22 protein-coding genes are annotated in these 21688 nt (G+C 59.8%); 15 read left to right on the top strand and 7 right to left on the bottom strand.

Going from position 1 to position 21688, the window contains the following annotated elements:
• Window positions 1–4 precede the first annotated feature (4 nt).
• From K5E40_RS30855 to K5E40_RS30840, 4 genes are all read left to right on the top strand, one after another.
• Window positions 5–559 (top strand): hypothetical protein, encoded by a 555-nt coding sequence (locus tag K5E40_RS30855; RefSeq protein ID WP_221733973.1) that lies wholly within the window; start codon window positions 5–7, stop codon window positions 557–559.
• A 60-nt stretch (window positions 560–619) separates the two neighbouring features.
• Window positions 620–1870, top strand: a complete 1251-nt coding sequence (locus K5E40_RS30850; protein ID WP_221733986.1) for a flavohemoglobin expression-modulating QEGLA motif protein — start codon at window positions 620–622, stop codon at window positions 1868–1870.
• Window positions 1871–1959: 89 nt separating this feature from the next.
• Complete coding sequence (locus K5E40_RS30845) at window positions 1960–2865, top strand: alpha/beta hydrolase (RefSeq protein ID WP_221733972.1); 906 nt, start codon at window positions 1960–1962, stop codon at window positions 2863–2865.
• Complete coding sequence (locus K5E40_RS30840; RefSeq protein ID WP_221733971.1) at window positions 2862–3191, top strand: hypothetical protein; 330 nt, start codon at window positions 2862–2864, stop codon at window positions 3189–3191. Before K5E40_RS30845 ends, K5E40_RS30840 begins: the two co-directional genes overlap by 4 nt.
• 81 nt (window positions 3192–3272) lie before the next feature.
• Here the strand turns inward: K5E40_RS30840 and K5E40_RS30835 are convergent, their stop codons facing one another.
• From K5E40_RS30835 to K5E40_RS30825, 3 genes are all read right to left on the bottom strand, one after another.
• Window positions 3273–4061: an OmpA family protein gene (locus K5E40_RS30835; protein ID WP_221733970.1), complete on the bottom strand. Its 789-nt coding sequence runs from the start codon at window positions 4059–4061 to the stop codon at window positions 3273–3275.
• Window positions 4062–4116: 55 nt separating this feature from the next.
• Window positions 4117–4521 (bottom strand): DUF4398 domain-containing protein, encoded by a 405-nt coding sequence (locus K5E40_RS30830; protein WP_221733969.1) that lies wholly within the window; start codon window positions 4519–4521, stop codon window positions 4117–4119.
• A 379-nt stretch (window positions 4522–4900) separates the two neighbouring features.
• A complete protein-coding gene (locus tag K5E40_RS30825) occupies window positions 4901–5245 on the bottom strand; it encodes a pilin assembly protein (protein ID WP_221733968.1) in 345 nt (114 codons plus the stop codon).
• Window positions 5246–5459: 214 nt separating this feature from the next.
• On the opposite strand from K5E40_RS30825, the gene ppc reads away from it, so the two are divergent.
• From ppc to K5E40_RS30790, 7 genes are all read left to right on the top strand, one after another.
• A complete protein-coding gene (ppc, locus tag K5E40_RS30820; RefSeq protein WP_221733967.1) occupies window positions 5460–8090 on the top strand; it encodes a phosphoenolpyruvate carboxylase in 2631 nt (876 codons plus the stop codon).
• A 300-nt stretch (window positions 8091–8390) separates the two neighbouring features.
• Window positions 8391–9038, top strand: coding sequence for an adenylate kinase (adk, locus tag K5E40_RS30815; protein ID WP_221733966.1), 648 nt, complete (start codon window positions 8391–8393; stop codon window positions 9036–9038).
• Window positions 9039–9132: 94 nt separating this feature from the next.
• Window positions 9133–9807, top strand: coding sequence for a tRNA (adenosine(37)-N6)-threonylcarbamoyltransferase complex dimerization subunit type 1 TsaB (gene tsaB / locus K5E40_RS30810; protein WP_221733965.1), 675 nt, complete (start codon window positions 9133–9135; stop codon window positions 9805–9807).
• Between the two features lie 195 nt (window positions 9808–10002).
• Window positions 10003–10311, top strand: coding sequence for a hypothetical protein (locus tag K5E40_RS30805; protein ID WP_221733964.1), 309 nt, complete (start codon window positions 10003–10005; stop codon window positions 10309–10311).
• The gene (locus K5E40_RS30800; RefSeq protein WP_221733963.1) at window positions 10311–11171 is read left to right on the top strand and encodes a DUF72 domain-containing protein; all 861 of its coding nucleotides are present in this window, start codon (window positions 10311–10313) and stop codon (window positions 11169–11171) included. The genes K5E40_RS30805 and K5E40_RS30800 overlap by 1 nt, the downstream gene beginning before the upstream one ends.
• Window positions 11172–11203: 32 nt before the next feature.
• Complete coding sequence (locus tag K5E40_RS30795) at window positions 11204–12025, top strand: isocitrate lyase/phosphoenolpyruvate mutase family protein (RefSeq protein ID WP_221733962.1); 822 nt, start codon at window positions 11204–11206, stop codon at window positions 12023–12025.
• 50 nt (window positions 12026–12075) lie between these two features.
• Window positions 12076–12720 carry an extensin family protein gene (locus tag K5E40_RS30790; protein ID WP_221733985.1) on the top strand — a complete coding sequence of 215 codons (645 nt, stop codon included), beginning with the start codon at window positions 12076–12078 and terminating at the stop codon, window positions 12718–12720.
• A gap of 3 nt (window positions 12721–12723) precedes the next feature.
• Here K5E40_RS30790 and K5E40_RS30785 read toward each other — a convergent pair whose 3' ends face one another.
• A complete protein-coding gene (locus tag K5E40_RS30785; RefSeq protein ID WP_221733961.1) occupies window positions 12724–13344 on the bottom strand; it encodes an energy transducer TonB in 621 nt (206 codons plus the stop codon).
• A 93-nt stretch (window positions 13345–13437) separates the two neighbouring features.
• Between K5E40_RS30785 and K5E40_RS30780 the strand changes: the two genes are divergently transcribed.
• A complete protein-coding gene (locus K5E40_RS30780) occupies window positions 13438–14220 on the top strand; it encodes a class I SAM-dependent methyltransferase (RefSeq protein ID WP_260456168.1) in 783 nt (260 codons plus the stop codon).
• A gap of 69 nt (window positions 14221–14289) precedes the next feature.
• Here K5E40_RS30780 and K5E40_RS30775 read toward each other — a convergent pair whose 3' ends face one another.
• Window positions 14290–14925: a TetR/AcrR family transcriptional regulator gene (locus K5E40_RS30775; RefSeq protein ID WP_221733960.1), complete on the bottom strand. Its 636-nt coding sequence runs from the start codon at window positions 14923–14925 to the stop codon at window positions 14290–14292.
• Window positions 14926–15019: 94 nt separating this feature from the next.
• Here K5E40_RS30775 and K5E40_RS30770 point away from each other — a divergent pair, with 94 nt between their 5' ends.
• The 3 genes from K5E40_RS30770 (at window position 15020) to K5E40_RS30760 (ending at window position 20380) form a co-directional block, all read left to right on the top strand.
• The gene (locus tag K5E40_RS30770) at window positions 15020–16132 is read left to right on the top strand and encodes an efflux RND transporter periplasmic adaptor subunit (protein ID WP_221733959.1); all 1113 of its coding nucleotides are present in this window, start codon (window positions 15020–15022) and stop codon (window positions 16130–16132) included.
• A gap of 6 nt (window positions 16133–16138) precedes the next feature.
• Complete coding sequence (locus tag K5E40_RS30765) at window positions 16139–19207, top strand: efflux RND transporter permease subunit (RefSeq protein WP_221733958.1); 3069 nt, start codon at window positions 16139–16141, stop codon at window positions 19205–19207.
• Between the two features lie 915 nt (window positions 19208–20122).
• Entirely contained in the window at window positions 20123–20380 is a 258-nt protein-coding gene (locus K5E40_RS30760; protein ID WP_221733957.1) for a DUF6124 family protein, read from the top strand.
• 60 nt (window positions 20381–20440) lie between these two features.
• Here K5E40_RS30760 and K5E40_RS30755 read toward each other — a convergent pair whose 3' ends face one another.
• The gene (locus tag K5E40_RS30755) at window positions 20441–21130 is read right to left on the bottom strand and encodes a DUF4197 domain-containing protein (RefSeq protein ID WP_221733956.1); all 690 of its coding nucleotides are present in this window, start codon (window positions 21128–21130) and stop codon (window positions 20441–20443) included.
• A gap of 27 nt (window positions 21131–21157) precedes the next feature.
• A complete protein-coding gene (locus K5E40_RS30750; protein WP_221733955.1) occupies window positions 21158–21556 on the bottom strand; it encodes a YbaY family lipoprotein in 399 nt (132 codons plus the stop codon).
• Window positions 21557–21688 lie beyond the last annotated feature (132 nt).

Here is a 21688-nt window from a genome sequence, read left to right as displayed (position 1 = left end):
TTGAATGAAAACCTGGCGTGGTGTGCTGATCGCCTTGTCGTTCCTGTTGCTCAGTGGCTGTCTGGTGACTTTCAAGGCGCCTCTGGCCAGCAGTGACCCGGCGCCCAAGGGCTTGCTCGGCAAATGGTCGAGCACCAATGCCTGGGGCGAGCCGATGAGCCTTGAGCTGACGCGTGTCGGCAGCAACCGTTATCAGGCTGTCACTTGGTTGAAGGCCAAGCCCCGTGAGCGCGAAGCCTATCCTTTCACGGTGTCCCGTCATGGCAATCGCTGGTATCTGTCAGCGAAAGTACCGGCGCGGTTCGGCGGCCACTACACCATCGCCGGGTTTGAACTCACCGACAAACACGAACTGGTGGTCTACAGCCTCGATCTCGAGCAGATCAAGCAAGCGATCAAAGAAAAAGCCCTCGACGGGCAGGCCTTCCAGACCGACGATGGCGATGGCACGCAAGTCAATAGCCCACTCGACAAGGTCTTTGCTTACCTCGACGATCCGGCCAATTCCGATGTGTTCGTCGAGGCTGCGCGTTATCAGCGCCAGCGCGCGGGCAAATAATTCAGTACGTCACGTTTTCTACAGGAGTTTCGGGTGGACGATTACCAGCAGACGATACGCATGTTGTCCGATCGCATTGTGCTGGCGCAGACGCCGATTCGCGTGCTCGATGCGGTCAAGTGGGACGAGAACGTGCGCAAGGGCTTCCTCAAGGCCAAGGGCAAGGAAATGCCAGCGGTGGATCGCGACTACTACCTCAATCGGCCACTGACCTTCGATTCGAGCAAGGTCAAACTGGAATTCCAGAACATCGAGCGCGACATCACCCGCCAGCTCGGCCAGTTCAACCCGGTCGGGCAGATAATGCGCCGCATGTGCAAGGAATACCGCATGGTGGTGCGCATGCTCGAAGCGCGCGGCACCGAGGATTTCGGTCTGATCTCGCAGGAACTTTACGGCGCCGCCTCGGATGCCTTCCACGCCGGCGACCCGACCCTGGCCGACCTCGGCCTGATGATGTCCGACTATTTGAACAACATCGATGGCCGTGGCGACCTGAAGGACGAACCTAAAATCCTCACCGCTAAGGACGCCGTGCACCTGCTGCAAACGCGTTTGAACAAGGTGTTCGGCGAGGCCGAGGAAACCATCCGCGTGTTCGAGTCCGACGGCATCGTCGCCGACGCGGCGGCGGGGGCCGACTACATCAAGATCCGTACCGATGCGATGTTTAACGACCGCGACGTACGTGCGCTGGAGGTTCACGAAGGCCTGGTGCACGTCGGCACCACGCTCAACGGTTTGAACCAGCCGATCTGCACCTTCCTGTCCAAGGGGCCGCCCTCGTCCACGGTGACCCAGGAAGGCCTGGCGATCCTGATGGAAATCATCACCTTTGCCTCCTACCCGAGTCGTTTGCGCAAACTGACCAACCGCACCCGCGCCATCCATATGGTCGAGGAGGGCGCGGACTTCTTGCAGGTGTTCGAGTTCTTCCGCGAGCAGGGCTTTGAAATGGCGGAAAGCTACGGCAACGCCAGTCGGGTTTTCCGAGGTTCGACACCGACTGGTCTGCCATTCACCAAAGACTTGTCCTACCTCAAGGGCTTTATCATGGTTTACAACTACATTCAGTTGGCCGTGCGTAAGGGCAAGCTTGAGCAGATTCCGTTGCTGTTCTGCGGCAAGACCACGCTGGAGGACATGCGCACGATGCGCCAATTGGTGGATGAGGGATTGGTGGTGGCGCCGAAGTATTTGCCGGACCAGTTCCGCGACTTGAACGCGTTGTCGGCGTGGATGTGCTTCTCCAACTTCCTCAACCATTTGAGCCTGGACCGGATCGAAGCGGATTACTCCAACATCCTTTGAACCAACACAAAACTTTTGTAGGAGTGAGCAGGCTCACTCCTACAGTTTTCAATCGTGTACCAACCCGAATTTTCGCGAGGTTTCACCGGATGAGAATCCTCGGCATCTTTTGCCTGCTCCTGACCCTCGGCGGTTGCAGTTCGCTGTTGTTCTACCCGGAACCCGGTCAGGTCTTCACCCCGGAAAAAGCCAAACTCCAATACCGCACCGTTACGCTGGTGACGGCTGATGGCCTCAAGCTCAATGCCTGGTGGCTGCCGGCCAAGCCCGGCGTAGACGTCAAAGGCACGGTGCTGCATCTGCACGGCAACGGCGGCAATCTGCCGATGCACCTGGGCGGGAGTTGGTGGTTGCCGAAAAACGGCTATCAGGTATTGCTGGTCGACTATCGCGGCTACGGCCTGTCTGAGGGCGAGCCGAGCCTGCCGGCGATCTATCAGGATATCGACGCCGCGTTCGCCTGGCTGGACAAAGCGCCTGAGGTCCAAGGCAAGCCGCTGGTCCTGCTCGGTCAAAGCCTTGGTGGTTCGATGGCCGTGCATTGGCTGGTACAGCATCCTGAGCGGCAGAAACAGCTCAAGGCCCTGGTGCTCGACGGTGTGCCTGCCAGCTATCGAAGCGTCGGCCAATATGCGCTCAGTACCTCGTGGCTGACCTGGCCGTTCCAGGTGCCGCTGTCGTGGCTGGTGCCGGACGGCGACAGTGCGATCCACTCGATGCCGCAACTCAACGGCGTGCCGAAACTGATGTTCCACAGCATCGACGATCCTCTGGTGCCGCTTTCCAATGGCATCCGTCTGTATCAAGCGGCGCCGCCGCCGCGCGTTCTGCAGTTGACCCGTGGCGGCCATGTGCAGACGTTCGGCGATCCGGTGTGGCGTCAGGTGATGCTGCGCTATCTAGACGATCCCGAGCATTTCAACGGCCTGCGCCGTCTCGGCGAAATCCCCAATTACCCGCCACCCCCGAATTCTGAAAACGAGAGTCCGCAATGAGTGAAGAACGCAACGCTATCCCGCTGATCATCACCGGTATCTGCAGCATCCTCGGCACCGTGGGTGCCCTGTGGTACTACGGCTACCTGCACTTCGCCAAACCCGAGGATGCGTTGCTGCTCAACGAGTTCACCATGCTCAAGACCGTGCCGGGCGAGGACTACAAAGTCTCGCTGGACCCGGCGGCGCAAGTGGCGCAGTGCATTGATGGGGTACTGGTGCTGTTCGATACCGAGCAGAAAGGTTTGACCGGTGTGCTGATCAACGGCCAGAAGAAAGCGGTGCGTTGCATGGGGCAGGAAACACCGCAAAAACTCGAGCAATAACCCGAGCAAGCCTGCCACCCAAAACCAACAAAAAGCCCCGCCTGATCACTCAGGCGGGGCTTTTGCGTTACTGCTTACAGCTTAGTTCGAGCTGACAGCTGAACGTGGCATGACCGGCTGGTTGTCGTTGGAGATAGTCACTTCCACACGACGGTTCATCGCACGTCCCGATACGCTGCCGTTATCGGCTACCGGATATTCCTGGCCGTAACCCTGAACCACGATGCGCGCAGGATCTACGCCCATCTTGATCAGTGCGACCTGTACCGACGTCGCACGACGCTCGGACAGCGACTGGTTGTACGACGCGGCGCCAGTGCTGTCGGTGTAACCCTCGACGATCACTTTGCGATCATTGTTTTGCTGGAGGAACTGCGCCAGTTTGTTGATGTTCACCAGACCGCTGGATTTCAGGTCAGCCTTGTTGGTGGCAAACAGCACGTCACCGAAGGTCACCAGCGTACCGCGATCGGTCTGCTTGGCGTTCAGGCTTTGCTGCAGCTGTTTGATCTGCTGGTCACGAGCATCCAGACGCGCTTGGGCACGTTGGGCTGCCGCGTTCTTCAGATTGTTCTCAGCGGTACGCAGGGCGATGGTCTGCTTGGCCACTTCCACGCGCTGGTTGGTCAGGTAAGCCAGTTGATCGACCTTGGACGCATCTTGCTTGTCCATGTAAGCCTTGTCAGCCTTGTCCAGGTAATCGCTGGCATCTTTGGTTTCCAGGGCTGCGACTTTGCTCGCTTGCGGGTTGGCTTGCAGGCCGGCGTAGTTGGTGCGCGCCTGTTCCAGATTCGGGTTCGGCGGGGTAGAGCAGGCAGCCAGGGCAACGCTTGCGGCCAGGAGAGCGGGGATCATCAGTTGCTTACGCATAGTTTTTCGTCCTTTCTATCGATAAGAGTTTCAGCTTTGCAGTCGGGATGCGCGCTTATTGCACGGTGCGCTGACTTTCCTGACGCAGTTCCTGAATACCTTTCTGGGAATCCTTCACCGCCCGCTCGGCTTTCATGGCCTGAGCCTTGCGTTCGGCGACACGAGCGTCCCACTCGGCCTGCTCGGCGAGGACGCGGGCTTCGTCATACTTCTTATCGTGCATGGCGATTTCGGCTTGTTTGAGTTTGTCCTGCGCTTGCTTCATCTCCACAGCAGCGAATTCAGTACCACCGGCGCTCACCGCACTGTTCACGGCCGATTGAGTCACGGCGTATTGCTCGCTCGGTGGATTGCCTGCGCAACCGGCCAGCACGAAGCTGGTGCCGATGGCCAGAGCAGCCAGTTTCAGACCGCGCAAGTGAGAGAACGAGGTTTGGGTCTTCATGGTCTTCAACTCCATTGTTTAACTCCTGATAAAACCGAAAATCCATCCTGGTCGAGGAGCCGCAAGCGTCATGTGACAGCGCGTTTTTGAAACGCTCGTTCCAGGCGTGGTTACAGGTTCCGACCGGAGACGTTTTTCAAAAGTTCAGAAAAGATGGCCTATCGCCAAAAAAAATGCTGACCGAATGGACAGGGCTCTAAAACGGGAACTTTGGCGATTTTGAATGGTACGCGCGGGAGTTTTTGCAGCCCGAAAACATACCCTGCCCAAGGGAGCGATTCGGTCAATGTGGGCGCGGGCTTGCTCGCGAAAGCCTCGATTCAGTCGACAGGAATGCCGGCTGTAAGAGCAGATTCGTGAGCAAGCCCGCGCCCACCGTTTGATCTACGTCCGATCAATGTTTTTGCTTGTTTTCAGCGGACGACAAGTCCTGCAAATGCCTGCGTGAGAGGGCGAGAAAACGCGGGGTCGGCCCGACGTCTTCGTACAGCGGATCGCCTTCCTCGTCAGTCGCGACCACGGTTGAGCCTTTCACATAGGGCAGGCTCGTTTCGAACTCCTCAAGCGCGGCGCCAAGCAGTTCGCCAAGCAGTTCTTCGGGGTGGCGTTTGGGGTACATCTCGGCAATTGCCGCCAGGCGGGCGGCGGCCTCGACGTCCAGATGAATCGTGTAGCCCGTGTCGGTCATACGACCTTTGGCGTTTTCTTCCCAATGCTGGGCGAGTTCACGGATTTTCATAATGACCTCATGTCGCACCTGATCAAAGCAGGCCAGGGGGGAGTGTCCGGCGGGGCCGGCGGCAAGCCGTTGTGCGGCTCAGTGTTGAGACTAGCTTTCGGCCACAAGGTTTAAAGTCCCTTCGTCGCCTGCTTGTAAGAAGCGGCGCAGAGCGGCACTCTCTAAGTCATGCACTTGTTTCTAAGCCGTCCGGATTACTGCTGGAGAACTGCTGATGACTGATATTGATGCACGCTTGCGCGAGGATGTTCACCTGCTCGGAGAGCTGTTGGGCAATACCATTCGAGACCAGTATGGCGAGGATTTTCTCGACAAGATCGAGCAGATCCGCAAGGGTGCCAAGGCCGACCGGGGAGGCTCCACGGACGCTGAACTCAGCGCCAGCCTCAATCAATTGAGCGAAGACGAATTGCTCCCCGTGGCGCGGGCGTTCAACCAGTTCCTGAACCTGGCGAACATCGCCGAGCAGTATCAGTTGATTCATCGCCGTGAAGAGTCGCAGCCTGCGCCGTTCGAATCCCGTGTCTTGCCCGAATTGCTTGCGCGCCTGCGCAACGAAGGCCACAGCGCCGAATCGCTGGCCCGGCAACTGGCGAGGCTGGAAATCGAATTGGTGCTGACCGCGCACCCGACCGAAGTCGCCCGCCGCACGCTGATCCAGAAGTACGACGCGATTGCCGCGCAACTCGCCGCTCAGGATCACCGTGACCTGACCACGGCCGAGCGCGAGCATATCCAGAACACCCTGCAACGGCTGATCGCTGAAGCCTGGCACACCGAAGAAATCCGCCGCACGCGCCCGACGCCGGTCGACGAAGCCAAGTGGGGCTTTGCAGTGATCGAGCACTCGCTGTGGCAGGCGATTCCCAACCACATGCGCAAGGCTGATCAGGCGCTGCACGCGGCTACCGGCCTGCGTTTGCCGCTTGAAGCCGCACCGATTCGATTCGCGTCCTGGATGGGCGGCGACCGCGACGGCAACCCCAACGTTACGGCTGCGGTGACTCGCGAAGTGTTGCTGCTGGCGCGCTGGATGGCGGCGGATTTGTACCTGCGCGATGTCGATCACCTGGCGGCCGAGTTGTCGATGCAGCAGGCCAGCGATGCGCTGACAGCCAAGGCCGGCGACAGCGCCGAGCCGTATCGTGCGGTGCTCAAGCAATTGCGCGAACGCCTGCGTGCCACCCGCAACTGGGCGCATGCGTCGCTGACGGCGGCGACACCGGCGCCTGCCGATGTGCTGCACAACAACCGCGATCTGCTTGACCCGCTGGAGTTGTGCTTCAACTCGTTGCATGAGTGCGGCATGGGCGTGATCGCCGACGGGCCGCTGCTCGATTGCCTGCGCCGGGCCGTAACCTTCGGCCTGTTTTTGGTGCGCCTGGATGTGCGTCAGGACTCGTCGCGGCACAGTTGGGCCATGACTGAAATCACCGACTATCTTGGGCTCGGTCGTTATGAAGACTGGGACGAAGAGCAGCGCATCACCTTCCTGACCCGCGAGCTGAGCAATCGTCGGCCGTTGCTGCCGGCGCATTTCAAACCGTCCGCCGACACTGCGGAAGTGCTCGCCACTTGCAAGGAAATTGCCGCCGCGCCGGGCGCCTCGCTGGGATCCTATGTGATCTCGATGGCCGGCGCTGCTTCCGATGTGCTCGCCGTGCAATTGCTGCTCAAAGAGTCCGGCGTGTTGCGGCCGATGCGCGTCGTGCCGTTGTTCGAAACCCTGGCTGACCTCGATAACGCCGGGCCGGTGATGGAGCGTCTGTTGCTGCTGCCGGGTTATCGCGCGCGGCTGCAAGGCCCGCAGGAAGTAATGATCGGTTACTCCGACTCGGCCAAGGACGCCGGCACGACGGCGGCGGCCTGGGCGCAATACCGCGCGCAGGAGCGGCTGGTGGACATTTGCCGCGAGCAGCAAGTCGAACTGCTGTTGTTCCACGGTCGTGGTGGCACCGTGGGACGTGGCGGTGGCCCGGCGCACGCGGCGATTCTGTCGCAGCCACCGGGATCGGTCGCGGGGCGTTTCCGCACCACCGAGCAGGGCGAAATGATTCGTTTCAAATTCGGTCTGCCGGACATTGCCGAACAAAACCTCAATCTGTATCTCGCCGCTGTGCTCGAAGCCACGTTGCTACCACCGCCGCCGCCAACGCCTCAATGGCGCCATCTGATGGATGAACTGGCGGCCGACGGCGTCAGCGCTTATCGCAAAGTCGTGCGCGAGAATCCGCAGTTCGTCGAGTATTTCCGTCAGTCCACGCCGGAGCAGGAATTGGGCCGGTTGCCGCTCGGCAGTCGTCCGGCCAAGCGCCGTGCTGGCGGTATTGAAAGCCTGCGGGCGATCCCGTGGATCTTCGGCTGGACGCAAACGCGCTTGATGCTGCCGGCCTGGCTCGGCTGGGAATCGGCGCTGAGCAAGGCGCTGGAACGCGGCGAGGGCGAGTTGCTGGGGCAGATGCGCGAACAGTGGCCGTTCTTCCGTACGCGTATCGACATGTTGGAAATGGTCCTGGCCAAGGCTGACGCCGATATTGCGCTGTCCTACGACGAGCGTCTGGTCGAGCCGGAGTTGCTGCCGTTGGGTGCGCACTTACGCGACCTATTGTCGCAGGCGTGCTCGGTGGTGCTTGGGTTGACCGGTCAGTCGCAGTTGCTGGCACACAGTCCGGACACCCTTGAATTCATCCGTCTGCGCAACACCTATCTCGACCCGCTACATCTATTACAAGCCGAATTGCTGGCTCGTTCGCGACAGCAGAATGTCGAGCAGGGCAGCCCGGTGGAACAGGCGTTACTGGTGTCTGTGGCGGGCATTGCCGCCGGTTTGCGTAATACCGGCTAAGGTTTTTGCCATGGCATGCGGTGCCCGGAGTCAACGCCGGGTGCCGCTTCGCACGCTGAGGAAAGTGCCGCCAAGCGACAGTAAATGACGGGGTTGCGACTTGGGTCACCGCGTCGCGAGGTCGCGGCAGGCGCGGGTTTCTCCGACTTTTGGCGTCTTGTGTGGGCGCAGCCTGCTGTGTATCTTGATCAGCCTTTGGCCGTTTCTGCGGCCACGACCCGTATTTTTCAGGAATCGTCCCATGCGGCGAGTCCTTTGTTTTGTAAAAGCTTTTTATAAAAAAATTGAGGAGCACATCTAATGCGCGTCATTCTGCTGGGAGCTCCCGGGGCCGGTAAAGGTACTCAGGCTAAGTTCATCACCGAAAAATTCGGCACTCCACAAATCTCCACCGGTGACATGCTGCGTGCAGCGGTCAAGGCCGGCACTCCACTGGGCGTTCAAGCCAAAAGCATCATGGATGCCGGCGGCCTGGTGTCGGATGATCTGATCATCGCACTGGTTCAGGATCGTATCGCGCAACCTGACTGCGCCAACGGCTTCCTGTTCGACGGTTTCCCGCGCACCATTCCGCAGGCCGAAGCCCTGGTTTCTGCTGGCGTCGAGTTGGACGCAGTGGTTGAAATCGCCGTTGAAGACGAAGAAATCGTTCAGCGTATCGCCGGACGTCGTGTTCACGAAGCCAGCGGCCGGGTGTATCACATCGTCTACAATCCGCCGAAAATCGCTGGCAAAGACGACATCACCGGCGAAGAGCTTGTACAGCGCAAGGACGACACCGAAGAAACCGTGCGTCATCGCCTGTCGGTCTACCATTCGCAGACCAAGCCGCTGGTGGATTTCTACCAGAAGCTGTCGGCTGCCAACGGCAAGCCGAAGTGCAGCCACATCCCGGGCGTTGGTTCGGTAGAAGCAATCACCGCCAAGGTGCTTGAAGCGCTGAGCTGAAAAAGCTGATTAGCTGCATCATCCACGGCCCGCTTGCGGGCCGTAGTTGTTTATACTGACGCACTTTTTCCCCACCCCTGTTTTGGATACATCGATGAGCACCTTGCTGGCCCTGGACACCGCGACTGAAGCTTGCTCCGTTGCCTTGCTGCATGACGGCAAGGTCACGAGCCATTACGAGGTGATTCCGCGCCTGCACGCGCAAAAGCTGCTGCCGATGATCCAGCAGTTGCTGGCCGATGCCGGTACCACGTTGCAAGCGGTGGATGCCATTGCGTTTGGCCGTGGTCCAGGTGCGTTTACCGGTGTGCGGATTGCCATCGGTGTGGTGCAGGGCTTGGCGTTCGCGCTGGATCGCCCTGTGCTGCCGGTGTCCAACCTGGCCGTGTTGGCGCAACGTGCTTTTCGCGAGCAGGGTGTGAGCCAGGTTGCAGCGGCGATCGATGCGCGCATGGACGAAGTGTATTGGGGCTGCTATCGCGAGACGGCGGGGGAGATGCGTCTGGTCGGCGCCGAAGCGGTTCTGCCGCCGGAAGTCGCGGCGCTGCCGGTCGATGCCAGTGGCGAATGGTTCGGTGCCGGTACTGGCTGGGGCTATGGCGAGCGTATCGCAGTGAATCTGACTGGTTCAGACGCGGGCATGCTGCCCCACGCCGAAGACCTGTTGACCTTGGCACGCTTCGCTTGGGAGCGCGGCGAAACGATTCCGGCCGATGATGCGCAGCCGGTTTACCTGCGCGATAAAGTGGCCACCCCCAAGGCCCGCTGATTCACCCAAAAACCTGTGGGAGCGAGCAAGCTTGCTCCCACAGTGAATAGTGCTCTGCCTGAAATCTGCCAATCGTCAGTTTCTAACCCCACGTTTTAAACCTTTTGCGCTTTATGTGTTCTAGTTATCACTCGGCAGTTTGCTAAGTCGGTCAAGTGCCGCTAAATTGCCATCATTGATACCGAGCATGAATTTATGCGTATAGACGGCGTTTCCTCTCAGTCCTACCCCATCAAGCGCAAGCCTCGCAAAGGTAATGTGGCGCTGGAAGAATCCGTCGACGATATCGACGGCGAGTTGGAATTCCCCACCGAAGAGCAACTGGCCGCCCGTGCTGCCAAAGCCTCTGCGCAACGCTTGAGCAATCTGCCTGCCCGTCAGCAAGACATGATCTACCACCGTGCGATGAAGAAAAGCGTAGCCATGGCCTTGGCCAGCTACCTGAGCACTGCCGGTTTTGTCGATTGGGATGCGGACGTGCTGGGCCTCGACCTTTACATCTGATGGCTCTGCCTTACTACCTCGGTTGCCCGTCGTGGAGCGAAAACGCCTGGCGCGAGTATCTGTATCCGGAAGACGCCAAAACCTCTGACTTCCTCAGCCTCTATTGCCAAGTGTTCAACGCCGTGGAAGGCAACACGACCTTCTACGCCAGTCCTTCGCCGGCCACTGTGCAGCGTTGGGCCGAGATCATGCCTGAACACTTTCGCTTCACTGCCAAGTTCCCCGGCGACATTAGCCACAGCGGTGACCTGCGCGAGCAACTGACCGCCGCCGAAACCTTCCAGCAGTTACTCAAACCCCTCGGCGAGCGTGTCTCGCCGCTGTGGCTGCAATTGTCGAAAAGCTTCACGCCGCATCGGTTGCCGGAGTTGGCGGCGTTTATCGATGCGCTGGACTGCCCGCTGGCGGTTGAGGTGCGGCATGAGCAGTTCTTCGCCAAGGGCGAGAGCGAGCGACTGCTCAATCGGCTGCTGCTGGATCGTGGGGTTGAGCGTATCTGTCTCGACCCGCGAGCGCTGTTCAGTTGCCTGTCGACCGAGTCCTCGGTGATTCACGCCCAATCGAAAAAGCCGCGTGTGCCGACGCGTCCAGCGGCGTTCACGCAGTTCCCGCAAGTGCGCTTTATTGGTCATCCCGAGCTTGAGGCCAACGATGCGTTCCTGGTGCCGTGGGTGGCGAAAATCGCCGAGTGGATCGAAGAAGGCCGCACGCCATACATCTTCCTGCACACCGCCGACAACTTGCTGGCGGCGAAGTTGGCGCAACGTTTTCATGCACAACTGATGCAACGTTTGCCTGGCTTGCCATCGCTGCCTGAGCTATACAGAGAGCCCGCTGCGGAGCAACTTGGCCTGCTCTGAGGCGGGTTTATTCATCTGCTCCGGAGCTGCCAATGGACGCGCAAACCCGCAAAGCCCACGCCTTCAAATCCCTGCATGAACGCCCGGGGATTTTCGTTATTCCCAATCCGTGGGACGCAGGTTCAGCGAAGATGCTCGCCAGCCTTGGCTATCAGGCACTGGCGACCACCAGCGCCGGTTATGCATTTTCCCAGGGCAAAGCCGATGGTGCTTTGAGTCTCGATGAGACGTTGGCGAATGTCCGCGCGATTGTTGCAGCCACCGATTTGCCGGTAGCGGTGGATCTGGAAAACGGTTTCGCCGATGACCCGGTCGAATGCGCCCAAAGCTTGCTGCGCGCAGCCGAAGCGGGCGCGGTAGGCGCCTCAATCGAAGACGCCACCGGCCGTGAAGACGCCCCAATCTATTGCTTGGAACACGCCGTGGCGCGCGTCGAAGCCGCCGTCGCTGCCGTACGCACGTTGCCGTTTCCCTTCACCCTGACGGCCCGTGCGGAAAACTATCTGCACGGCAATCCCGATATCAATGACACCGTCCGCCGCTTGCAGGCTTTTGCCGAGGCGGGCGCCGACGTGCTGTATGCGCCCGGCTTGCGCAATGCTGACGAAGTGCTTGCGGTGGTGCGTGCGGTGGCCCCCAAACCGGTCAACGTCCTGATGTCCGGCGGGTTGAAAATGACGGTGCGGCAACTGGAAGAAATCGGTGTGCGGCGGATCAGTACCGGTTCGGCATTGGCCCTGGCGGCGTTCGGCGAGTTCTTCCGTGCGGCTGAAGAAATCCAGCAATCGGGCACATTCGGTTTCACGTCGCAGTCGATGCCTTACGCCAAGGCCAATCAGTTTTTCAAAGGCTGAACAGGGTGCGATGGATTTTATGGGCTGTGCTGCTGGTCATCGTTGGCGCCATGGTCAGCGTCTGGCGTGGTTGGCTGCCAGTGCCGCCCGAGTGGAACCCGTGGGCGCCGCTGGATGTAAAGGCTGCACCCAATTGGCTGACCGGTTACAAGCTGATGCGCTTGCGCGGTGACCCAGAGCTCTGCGCGCAAGCACTGGCCAGCTCGGCGTTGCGCGTGACGACGCAAGCGGACAGCCCCGACGCCAAGTGCCCACTGATTGGCGCCTTGCGCGTTCAGGGTGCAGAGGTGGCGCTGAGCAGCAGCTTCCTCGCCAGTTGCCCGTTGGCGGTGGCTTACGCGATGTTCGAGCGACACACCCTGCAACCCGCCGCGCAGGCCGTTTACGGCGAGAACGTCGCACGCCTGGATCACCTCGGCAGTTTCGCCTGCCGCCACCTCTACAACCGCGAGAGCGGCGCGCTCAGCCGGCATGCCAGTGCCGATGCGCTGGATATCGCCGGTTTTCGTCTGGCGAGCGGTCGCCGTGTCAGCGTGTTAAAGGATTGGCCCAAGCAGAATCAGGACGCACAGTTTCTGCGTCAGGTGCGTGATGGCGCGTGCCAGGCATTCAGTGTGGTGTTGAGCCCGGATTACAACGCGGCACATCGCAATCATTTTCATGTCGATATCGGGCGCTGGAGCGTGTGTCGTTGAGGTTTAGGCGGCGATGCGCAGGTTCTGCAGAACGATCGGGCGTGCCCAGCCGTTATCGAAGTCCAGCGCCTTTTGCTGTTCGGCGATTTCTTGCGGCGAGAACGGCGGGAATGGCTTGTCCAGCAAGTCCAGATCGAACTCGGCAATCGGCAAGTACAGTGGACGCTTTTGCGGCGCAGCGCCTGGCTCCGGAATCGGCTGACCATTGTTGATCACGATCGGGCGAACCCAACTGCTGTCGAAATCCTGCTGCTCTTGCTGAGCTTTGATTTCTTCCGGCGGGAACGGTGGGAATGGCTTGTCGGCCAGTTCCATTTCGAACTCGGCGATTGGCAGGAACAGCGGCTCCGGCGGACGCACCTCGGTTTCAACGACTTCGCATTCACGCTGGCTGACGATATGCGCGTGCAGTTCGCTGCCCAGGGTTGGCTCTTCAGGGCTGTTCAGGTCAACCGGTGGAAACGTGCCGCAGGCGGGCACCACTTCACTCGTCTGTTCGGCCAGGGCCTGGGCAAAGAAATCCTGCCACAGGTGACTGACGCCGCTCAGTGCTTGAGTATTTTGACGGCTGAAATCGCCATGGGGCGAAATGTAGCCAATCGATGTGGGAAGAATGCCTGACATTTTTTTCGGTTGACGCTCAGCTCTGGCAAAATGCGCGTTGATTGGGTTATCGGCGGTTTCTGCCGATCCTTAACTTTTTTGAGCGTGTTTTCCATGATTGAGCAACCCGCGGCCTGCCGCATCCATGTCCAGGCCCTTGGCCCGACGTTTGAAGCGCAGGCCGAGCAGTGGGCCGAGCGTCTGGGCCTGCCGTTGCAAGTGGCTGACGGCGAGTTTGCCTTGCAGGTCGGCGAGCAGGGTTTGCAACTCCAGCAACTGGGGCCGGATGCGCCGGGGCCGGTGCGCGTGGACTTTGTCGAGGGCGGTGCGGCGCATCGTCGTTTATACGGCGGTGGCAGCGGGCAGATGATCGCCAAGGCTGTCGGCATTGCCCAAGGTGTGCGCCCGCGGGTGTTGGATGCCACAGCAGGGCTGGGCAAGGATGCGTTCGTGCTGGCGAGTCTGGGCTGCGAGATGAGCCTGATCGAGCGCCAGCCGCTAATCGGTGCGTTGCTGGAGGATGGCCTGGCGCGCGCGGCGGAAGATTTCGACGTGGCGCCGATTGTGGCGCGGATGAAGTTGCTCAAGGGCAACTCCATCGAGGTCATGCGCCACTGGGAGGGCGAGCCGCCGCAAGTGATCTACCTTGATCCGATGTTCCCGCATCGGGAAAAAACCGCGTTGGTGAAGAAGGAAATGCGCCTGTTCCGGCCGCTGGTTGGCGATGATCCGGATGCACCGGCGTTGCTTGAAGCGGCGTTGGCACTGGCCACGCACCGGGTGGTGGTCAAGCGGCCGCGCAAGGCGCCGTGCATCGACGGGCCGAAGCCTAGTCATGCGTTGGATGGCAAGTCCAGCCGGTATGACATTTACCCGAAGAAGGCGCTCAAGGCTTAAGACCGCGTCGCTGCCGTCGCTGCCATCGCTAGCCTGCTAGCGATGGGGCCAGCCAATACAGCGCAAAACTCAGGGCCGATACGCGCGCATAAACAACGCCACGACTTCCTGCACATGGCTCTGCGCCGCCTCGTCAGTCAACGGTTCCCCACAGCCATACAACAAGCGAAAATTCCCCGCGCCCTTGATCAGGCAGAAGAAATGCTCAGCCGCGTTACGCGGCAGGTCGATGTTTAGCGCGCCGCTTTCGTGGATCTGCGTCAACAGCCGCTCCATCCCTTGCACCATGCGCTCGGGGCCGGCCTCAAAGAAAATCTGCGACAGTTTCGGATCCTGCACGCCCAGCGCCATGATCAGGCGATGCAGATTCACTGATTCATCGCTGTTGATCAGGTGATGAAAGCCTCGGGCAATGTTCAGCAACACATTTTCCACGGCAATGCCGTCCGGCAATTCGAAGAACAACGGCGGTAATTGTTCCTCGCATTTGGCCACCACGGCGGCGGAGAACAGTGTCTCCTTATCGGTGAAATGACTGTAGACCGTCAGCTTCGACACGCCGGCCTCGGCGGCCACCGCGTCCATGCTGGTGTTGGCATAGCCATGACTCAGAAACAGAATTTTCGCCGCATCGAGAATCGCCTGACGTTTGGCCAGATCCTTGGGGCGGCCGGGGCCGTTTGGAACTGCAAGATTGTTCGACATTCTTCGCTTTTATTACTGGACTGGTGAGTTTGCTATTAATAACATACCGGCCAGTATAATTATTCCAAGCACCATTAGCGAAAGGTCCGTCACCATGTCCCGCCATGCACTGCACCTCACGTGGCCATTTGCGTTGCCAGTCAGCCTGGTTTTCTTACTGTCCGCGTGTGGCCAGGAAGAGGCAGCGCCCGTTACCGTGCGACCGGCGATGGTGGTGCAGCCAGAGCCTTCGGCGCAGACGATGGAAAGCTATCCGGGCGAAGTGCGCGCCCGTTACGAACCTGATCTGGCGTTCCGCATCGGTGGAAAAGTCAGCCGACGACTGGTCGACGAAGGTCAGCGCGTGAAGGCCGATCAGCCGCTCGCCGAACTTGATCCCCAGGACGTACGCCTGCAACTGGAAGCAACTCGCGCCCAAGTCTCTGCCGCTGAGGCCAATCTCACTCTGGTGCGCGCCGAACGTGACCGCTACAAGACGCTGATGGATCGGCAGATGGTCAGCCGCTCGGCCTACGACAACGCCGAAAACCTTTATCGCTCCGGCGAAGCCCGCCTCAAACAGATCAAAGCCGAATTCAACGTTTCGACCAATCAGGCCAGTTACGCTGTGTTGCGTGCGCCCCAGGACGGCGTGGTCGCCAAGCGCTCGGTGGAAGTGGGGCAGGTGGTCGCCGCAGGGCAGACGGTGTTTACACTCGCCACCGATGGTGAGCGTGAAGTGCTGATCAGCCTGCCGGAACAGAGTTTTGGCAGGTTCAAGGTCGGTCAGCCGGTTACCGTAGAGCTCTGGACGCAGCAGAACCAGCGCTTCGCCGGGCAGATTCGTGAGCTGTCGCCAGCCGCTGATCCCAAATCCCGCACCTTCGCTGCCCGTATCTCTTTCACCAGTGGCAAAGTCCCGGCCGAACTCGGCCAGAGTGCGCGTGTGTTCGTGCAATCAGCCAATACCGCGTCGCTATCGGTGCCGCTTTCGGCACTGACGGCCGAGAACGGTGCGACCTACGTCTGGGTCGTCAGCGCCAATAACACCTTGAAGAAGACCCCCGTGCGAGTCGGCCCATTCGGTGAAAAAACCGTGCCGGTGCTCGAAGGCCTCAACGCCAGCGACTGGGTCGTGGCTGCCGGCGTGCATGTGCTCCTCGAAGGGCAGCAAGTGCGCCCTGTGGATCGTTCCAACCGTGTGGTCAATCTGGCGGACAAGGAGTAAGTCCCGATGCGCTTCAACCTTTCCGAATGGGCGCTGCGTAATCGCCAGATCGTACTGTTCCTGATGCTTTTGCTGGCCATCGTCGGTGCGTTGTCCTACACCAAGCTCGGCCAAAGTGAAGACCCGCCGTTCACCTTCAAAGCCATGGTGATTCAAACCCGTTGGCCAGGGGCGACCGCGCAGGAAGTCTCACGGCAGGTCACCGAACGCATCGAAAAGAAACTGATGGAAACCGGTGAGTACGAACGCATTGTTTCGTTCTCCCGTCCTGGTGAGTCTCAGGTCACCTTCATTGCGCGCGACTCGATGCATTCGGTGGAGATTCCCGATCTCTGGTATCAGGTACGCAAGAAGATCAGCGACATCCGCCAGACGCTGCCGCCGGGCATTCAGGGGCCGTTTTTCAACGATGAATTTGGCACGACCTTCGGCAATATCTACGCGCTGACCGGCGACGGTTTCGACTACGCCGTGCTCAAGGATTACGCCGATCGCATCCAGATCCAGCTCCAACGGGTAAAGGATGTCGGCAAGGTCGATTTGCTCGGTTTGCAGGACGAGAAAATCTGGGTCGAGCTGTCGAACGTCAAACTCGCCACCCTCGGTTTACCGCTGGCGGCGGTGCAACAGGCGCTGGAGGAACAGAATGCAGTATCCACCGCCGGGTTCTTTGAGACGCCTACCGAGCGCTTGCAGCTAAGGGTTTCGGGGAATTTTCAGACGGTCGATGAGATCAAGAACTTCCCCATCCGGGTCGGTGATCGCACGTTCCGCATCTCCGATGTCGCCGACGTGCGGCGCGGATTCAACGATCCGCCGGCGCCGCGCATGCGCTTCATGGGCGAAGATGCGATCGGCCTGGCCGTGGCGATGAAGGGCGGCGGTGACATTCTGGTACTGGGTAAGGCGCTGGAAGGCGAGTTCTCGCGTATCCAGAAAAACCTCCCGGCCGGTATGCAACTGCGCAAGGTGTCTGACCAACCGGCAGCAGTGAAAACCGGGGTTGGCGAGTTCGTCCAGGTGTTGGTCGAGGCGCTGGCGATTGTGTTGCTGGTGAGCTTCTTCTCCTTGGGCGTGCGCACCGGCATGGTCGTGGCGCTGACCATTCCGCTGGTCTTGGCGATGACCTTTGCCTGTATGTATTACCTGGGTATCGGCCTGCACAAAATCTCCCTCGGTGCGCTGGTTCTGGCGCTGGGCTTGCTGGTGGACGACGCGATCATTGCCGTGGAAATGATGGCGATCAAAATGGAGCAGGGCTTCGACCGGATCAAAGCCGCGAGCTACGCCTGGACCAGCACCGCGTTCCCCATGCTCACCGGTACGCTGATTACCGCCGCAGGCTTTCTGCCGATTGCCACGGCGCAGTCCGGCACCGGTGAGTACACCCGCTCTATCTTCCAGGTGGTGACTATCGCGCTGCTTGCCTCGTGGGTGGCAGCGGTGGTGTTCGTGCCATATCTGGGTGAAAAACTGCTGCCGGATCTGGCGAAAATTCATGCGGCCAAACACGGCGCCGGGGACGGTCATTCGGATCCTTATGGCACACCGTTCTATCAGCGCGTTCGACGTCTGGTGGAGTGGTGTGTGGTCCATCGTAAAACCGTGATCGTGCTGACGGTGGGGCTGTTTATCGCTTCGGTGATGTTGTTCCGCTTCGTGCCGCAGCAGTTCTTCCCGGCCTCAAATCGACTGGAATTGATGGTCGATCTGAAACTGGCCGAGGGCGCTTCGTTGGCCAATACCACAGGTGAGGTCAAGCGGCTTGAAGCGATACTCAAGGAGCATGCCGGCATCGATAACTATGTGGCCTATGTCGGCACCGGTTCGCCGCGTTTCTATTTGCCGCTGGACCAGCAACTGCCTGCGGCGAGCTTCGCCCAGTTTGTGGTATTGGCCAAAAATATCGAAGAGCGTGAAGCGCTGCGAACCTGGTTGATCGATACGCTCAACGAACAGTTTCCGGCGCTGCGCTCGCGGGTGACACGTCTGGAAAACGGCCCGCCCGTAGGGTATCCGGTGCAGTTTCGCGTCACGGGTGAGCACATCGAAGAAGTTCGTGCGCTTGCCCGCAAGGTGGCGGCCAAGGTGCGCGAGAATCCCCATGTGGTCAACGTGCATCTGGACTGGGAAGAACCGAGCAAGGTGATCTACCTGAACATCGATCAGGATCGCGCTCGGGCACTTGGGGTGAGCACGGCCAATCTGGCGAAATTCCTCCAGAGTTCGTTGACCGGGTCGAGTGTCAGCCAATATCGCGAAGACAACGAGTTGATCGAGATTCTGTTGCGCGGCACGGTGCATGAACGCACTGAACTGTCGCTGTTGCCGAGCCTGGCAGTGCCGACTGACAACGGCCGCAGTGTTGCGTTGTCGCAAGTTGCCACCCTGGAATACGGCTTTGAGGAAGGCATCATCTGGCACCGTAACCGCCTGCCGAACGTGACGGTGCGCGCGGACATTTATGACAAGGAGCAACCGGCGACGTTGGTGAAACAGATCCTGCCGACGCTGGATTCGATTCGTGCCGAGTTGCCGGACGGTTATCTGCTGGATGTCGGTGGGACGGTGGAGGATTCGCAGCGGGGGCAGAAGTCGGTGAACGCCGGAGTGCCGATGTTCATTGTCGTTGTGCTGACGTTGCTGATGGTGCAACTGCGCAGTTTTTCGCGCACGGCGATGGTGTTTCTGACGGCGCCGCTGGGATTGATCGGGGTGACGTTGTTCTTGATGGTTTTCCGACAGCCGTTCGGGTTCGTGGCGATGTTGGGGACGATTGCGCTGTCGGGGATGATCATGCGCAACTCGGTGATTCTGGTGGATCAGATCGAGCAGGATATTGCTTCCGGGCTTAAGCCTTGGCAGGCGATTATCGAGGCGACGGTGCGACGCTTTCGGCCGATTGTGTTGACGGCTTTGGCGGCGGTGTTGGCAATGATTCCGTTGTCGCGCAGTGTGTTTTTTGGGCCGATGGCGGTGGCGATCATGGGGGGGTTGATTGTTGCGACGGCTCTGACGTTGTTGTTTTTGCCGGCGTTGTATGCGGCTTGGTTCCGAGTGCGTCGGGAGGCTTGAGGCTTGAGGCTTGGCGGCCTTTGGGCCGACCATGCTGTGGGTGTTCTTGGTGAATATCCGTTGCTTCGGGCGCTGCGGCTGGCGGTTTCGCCCTTACGGCGAGTCCCTTTGGCAAACGCCCCAAAGGAACCAAAGGTCTGGGCCCCGGCGTACGGCCCCTCGCTGGGGCTCGGGGTTCCTTCGTTACGGGTTTCATCCGGGGGCATCGCCTCCGGTTTGCTGCGCTGCACCTCCTCTCGATGTGTTCGACTTCGTCGAACGGCGCTGCGCGCCTACCCCGGATGAATCCCGAAACGAAGCCTGCCGAAGGGGCCGGCACGTCAAGAGCTGCAGCCGAGCTAACGCTCATCCTGTTGAGTGGTGAGAAGCCACGCGGGGTGAGGTGTGGGCTGTTTTTGCTTTTGCTTTGCTGTGGGAGCGAGCCTGCTCGCGAAGGCGGCCTGATAGCCGACCTGTTTCTGTCAGACGTACGCGTTCCAACTGTAGGAGTGAGCCTGCTCGCGATGACGCCCTGACAGCCACCCAATCTCTGCCTGAATGCACTCAGCCGAAATTGTGGTAGCCAGCCTGCTGGCGATGACGATCTGAAAAGCTAAGTTGTTTAACAGTGTGACGAAAATTCAGAACCTTCCCACATGTTTTTCAGGTTGTCCGTCGGACGTGCGATCTCTAGCCTTAGGCTGTCGCTGCAAAAATCAGCGACCGGGTTTCGCAGCCCGGTTAAACTTCAGACGCACAGCGTCCACCATCCGAAAACGGGCGCTTTTTCATGCCTGTGTCATGGCGGTTGTGCGCGGGATACCTTCGGGTATGCCGGGTGCCTGAAGTCCCGGTCTGCGAACCTGCGTACAGCTGCCACCTAACATTCGTTTCGCAGCGAACGGTGGCGGCTCCATTACTTCAGGAGATTTCGCCATGTTCAAACCCACGCCAAACCCGCCAAAATCCGTCAGCCATCCCAGCACAATCTTCGCCGTCCTTCCCGAAGTCGATTCCGAAACATTACTCGCTCACGCCTGTGAAACGCGGGCCTCAGCCAACATCATGGCCACGGAACTGGCGTTCACCCTGAGTGGCCCGACGTGTAATCATCTTCTGGGTATTCAGCAGATGATCTCCCTCGCAGAGCTATCGGTGAACCGCGTCCTCGATCAAGTCGATCCGCAAACCTGATGCCCAACAAAAAGCCCGCTGAACCTGTGAGGTTCAGCGGGCTTTTTGTTGTTCAGAACATTACAACGCTCCAAACACCTTCTTCGCCAGACTCGTCGCAGCAGCGGCGGGGTTTTTGCGGATGGTTTCTTCCTGTTTACCGATCATCTCGAACAGGCCGTTAAGTGCTTGTTCGGTGACGTAGTTTTCGACGTTGGCGCTCTTGGCGTCGACGACGCCGAAGGTCGCGGCCTGGCCGGCGAAGGTGTTGTATTTCTGCGCCACGCCGACCTTGTCGGTGGCTTGTTTGACGATTGGCAGGAACTTGGCGCGGATCTGCTCGCGGCTGGATTTGTCCAGGTACTGTGTGGCCGAGTCGTTGCCGCCGCTGAGGATGCCTTTGGCGTCGGCCACGCTCATTTTTTTCACGGCGTCGACGAGGATCGGCTGGGCCTGGGTCACGGCGCTTTCCGCGGCTTTGTTCATCGCGGTTTCCAGTTCTTCGACCTGGGCGCCCATGCCGAAGGCTTTCATCTTGCCGGCGACTTTGCCGAGTTTACCCGGCAGTTCGATTTTCACGTCCGGGTTGTTGCTGAAGCCGCCCGGGGTACCTAACTGTTTGACGGCCAGTTGTGCGCCTTGGGTCAAGGCGTCCTTGAGGCCGCCGGTGGCGTCGTTTTGTGACAGGTCGCTGAGCGACAGGGCCATGGCGCTGGCGGAGATCATCAGGCCCGCGCACAGGCCGGCGAAGCGAAAGGTAGGACGGAGCATGGCGGCTTCCTTGTTCCAGAAAATGAATTAACGCGCGGCGTCGACGCGGATTTTCAGCGGCTGCGGATCGTTGCCGTCCAGTTGCACGGCATGGTTTTCGGTGGTGATGAACATCAGTTCCCCGTTCACTTCAATGCGTGCGCTGACCGAGTAACGGTGGCCGGGTTTGACCTGCGCCGGATCGTAGCTCAAGTGGAACGGCAGCGGCACCTGGCCTTTGACCGGGCCTTTCTGTTCATCGAGTACAACGGCTGGGGCGTCGGCCAGTGAAACGTCTTGCAGGCTCACGCTCAGCGTTGCGCTCGGTGGCAGGGCGATGCGTTGCAGGTAGAACACTTCGCCGTCGAGGCTGACCTTGCCGGCGGGAGTGGTCGATTGGCAGGCGCTGAGCAGGGCTGCGGCAGCGAGAATGGTCAGTTTTTTCATGGCTAATCTCCTTTCATTGTGGGAGCGGGCTTGCTCGCGAAGGCGGTGTGACACCCAACAGCGATGTTGAATGTTGAACCGCCTTCGCGAGCAAGCCCGCTCCCACAGGGTTTTCATCAGGTCTCGGGCGGT

This window comes from Pseudomonas baetica (assembly GCF_019733355.1).
Classification (GTDB): domain Bacteria; phylum Pseudomonadota; class Gammaproteobacteria; order Pseudomonadales; family Pseudomonadaceae; genus Aquipseudomonas; species Aquipseudomonas baetica_A.
Note: the sequence above shows the minus strand (reverse complement) of the source record. Positions and strands in the feature narration are given on the sequence as shown.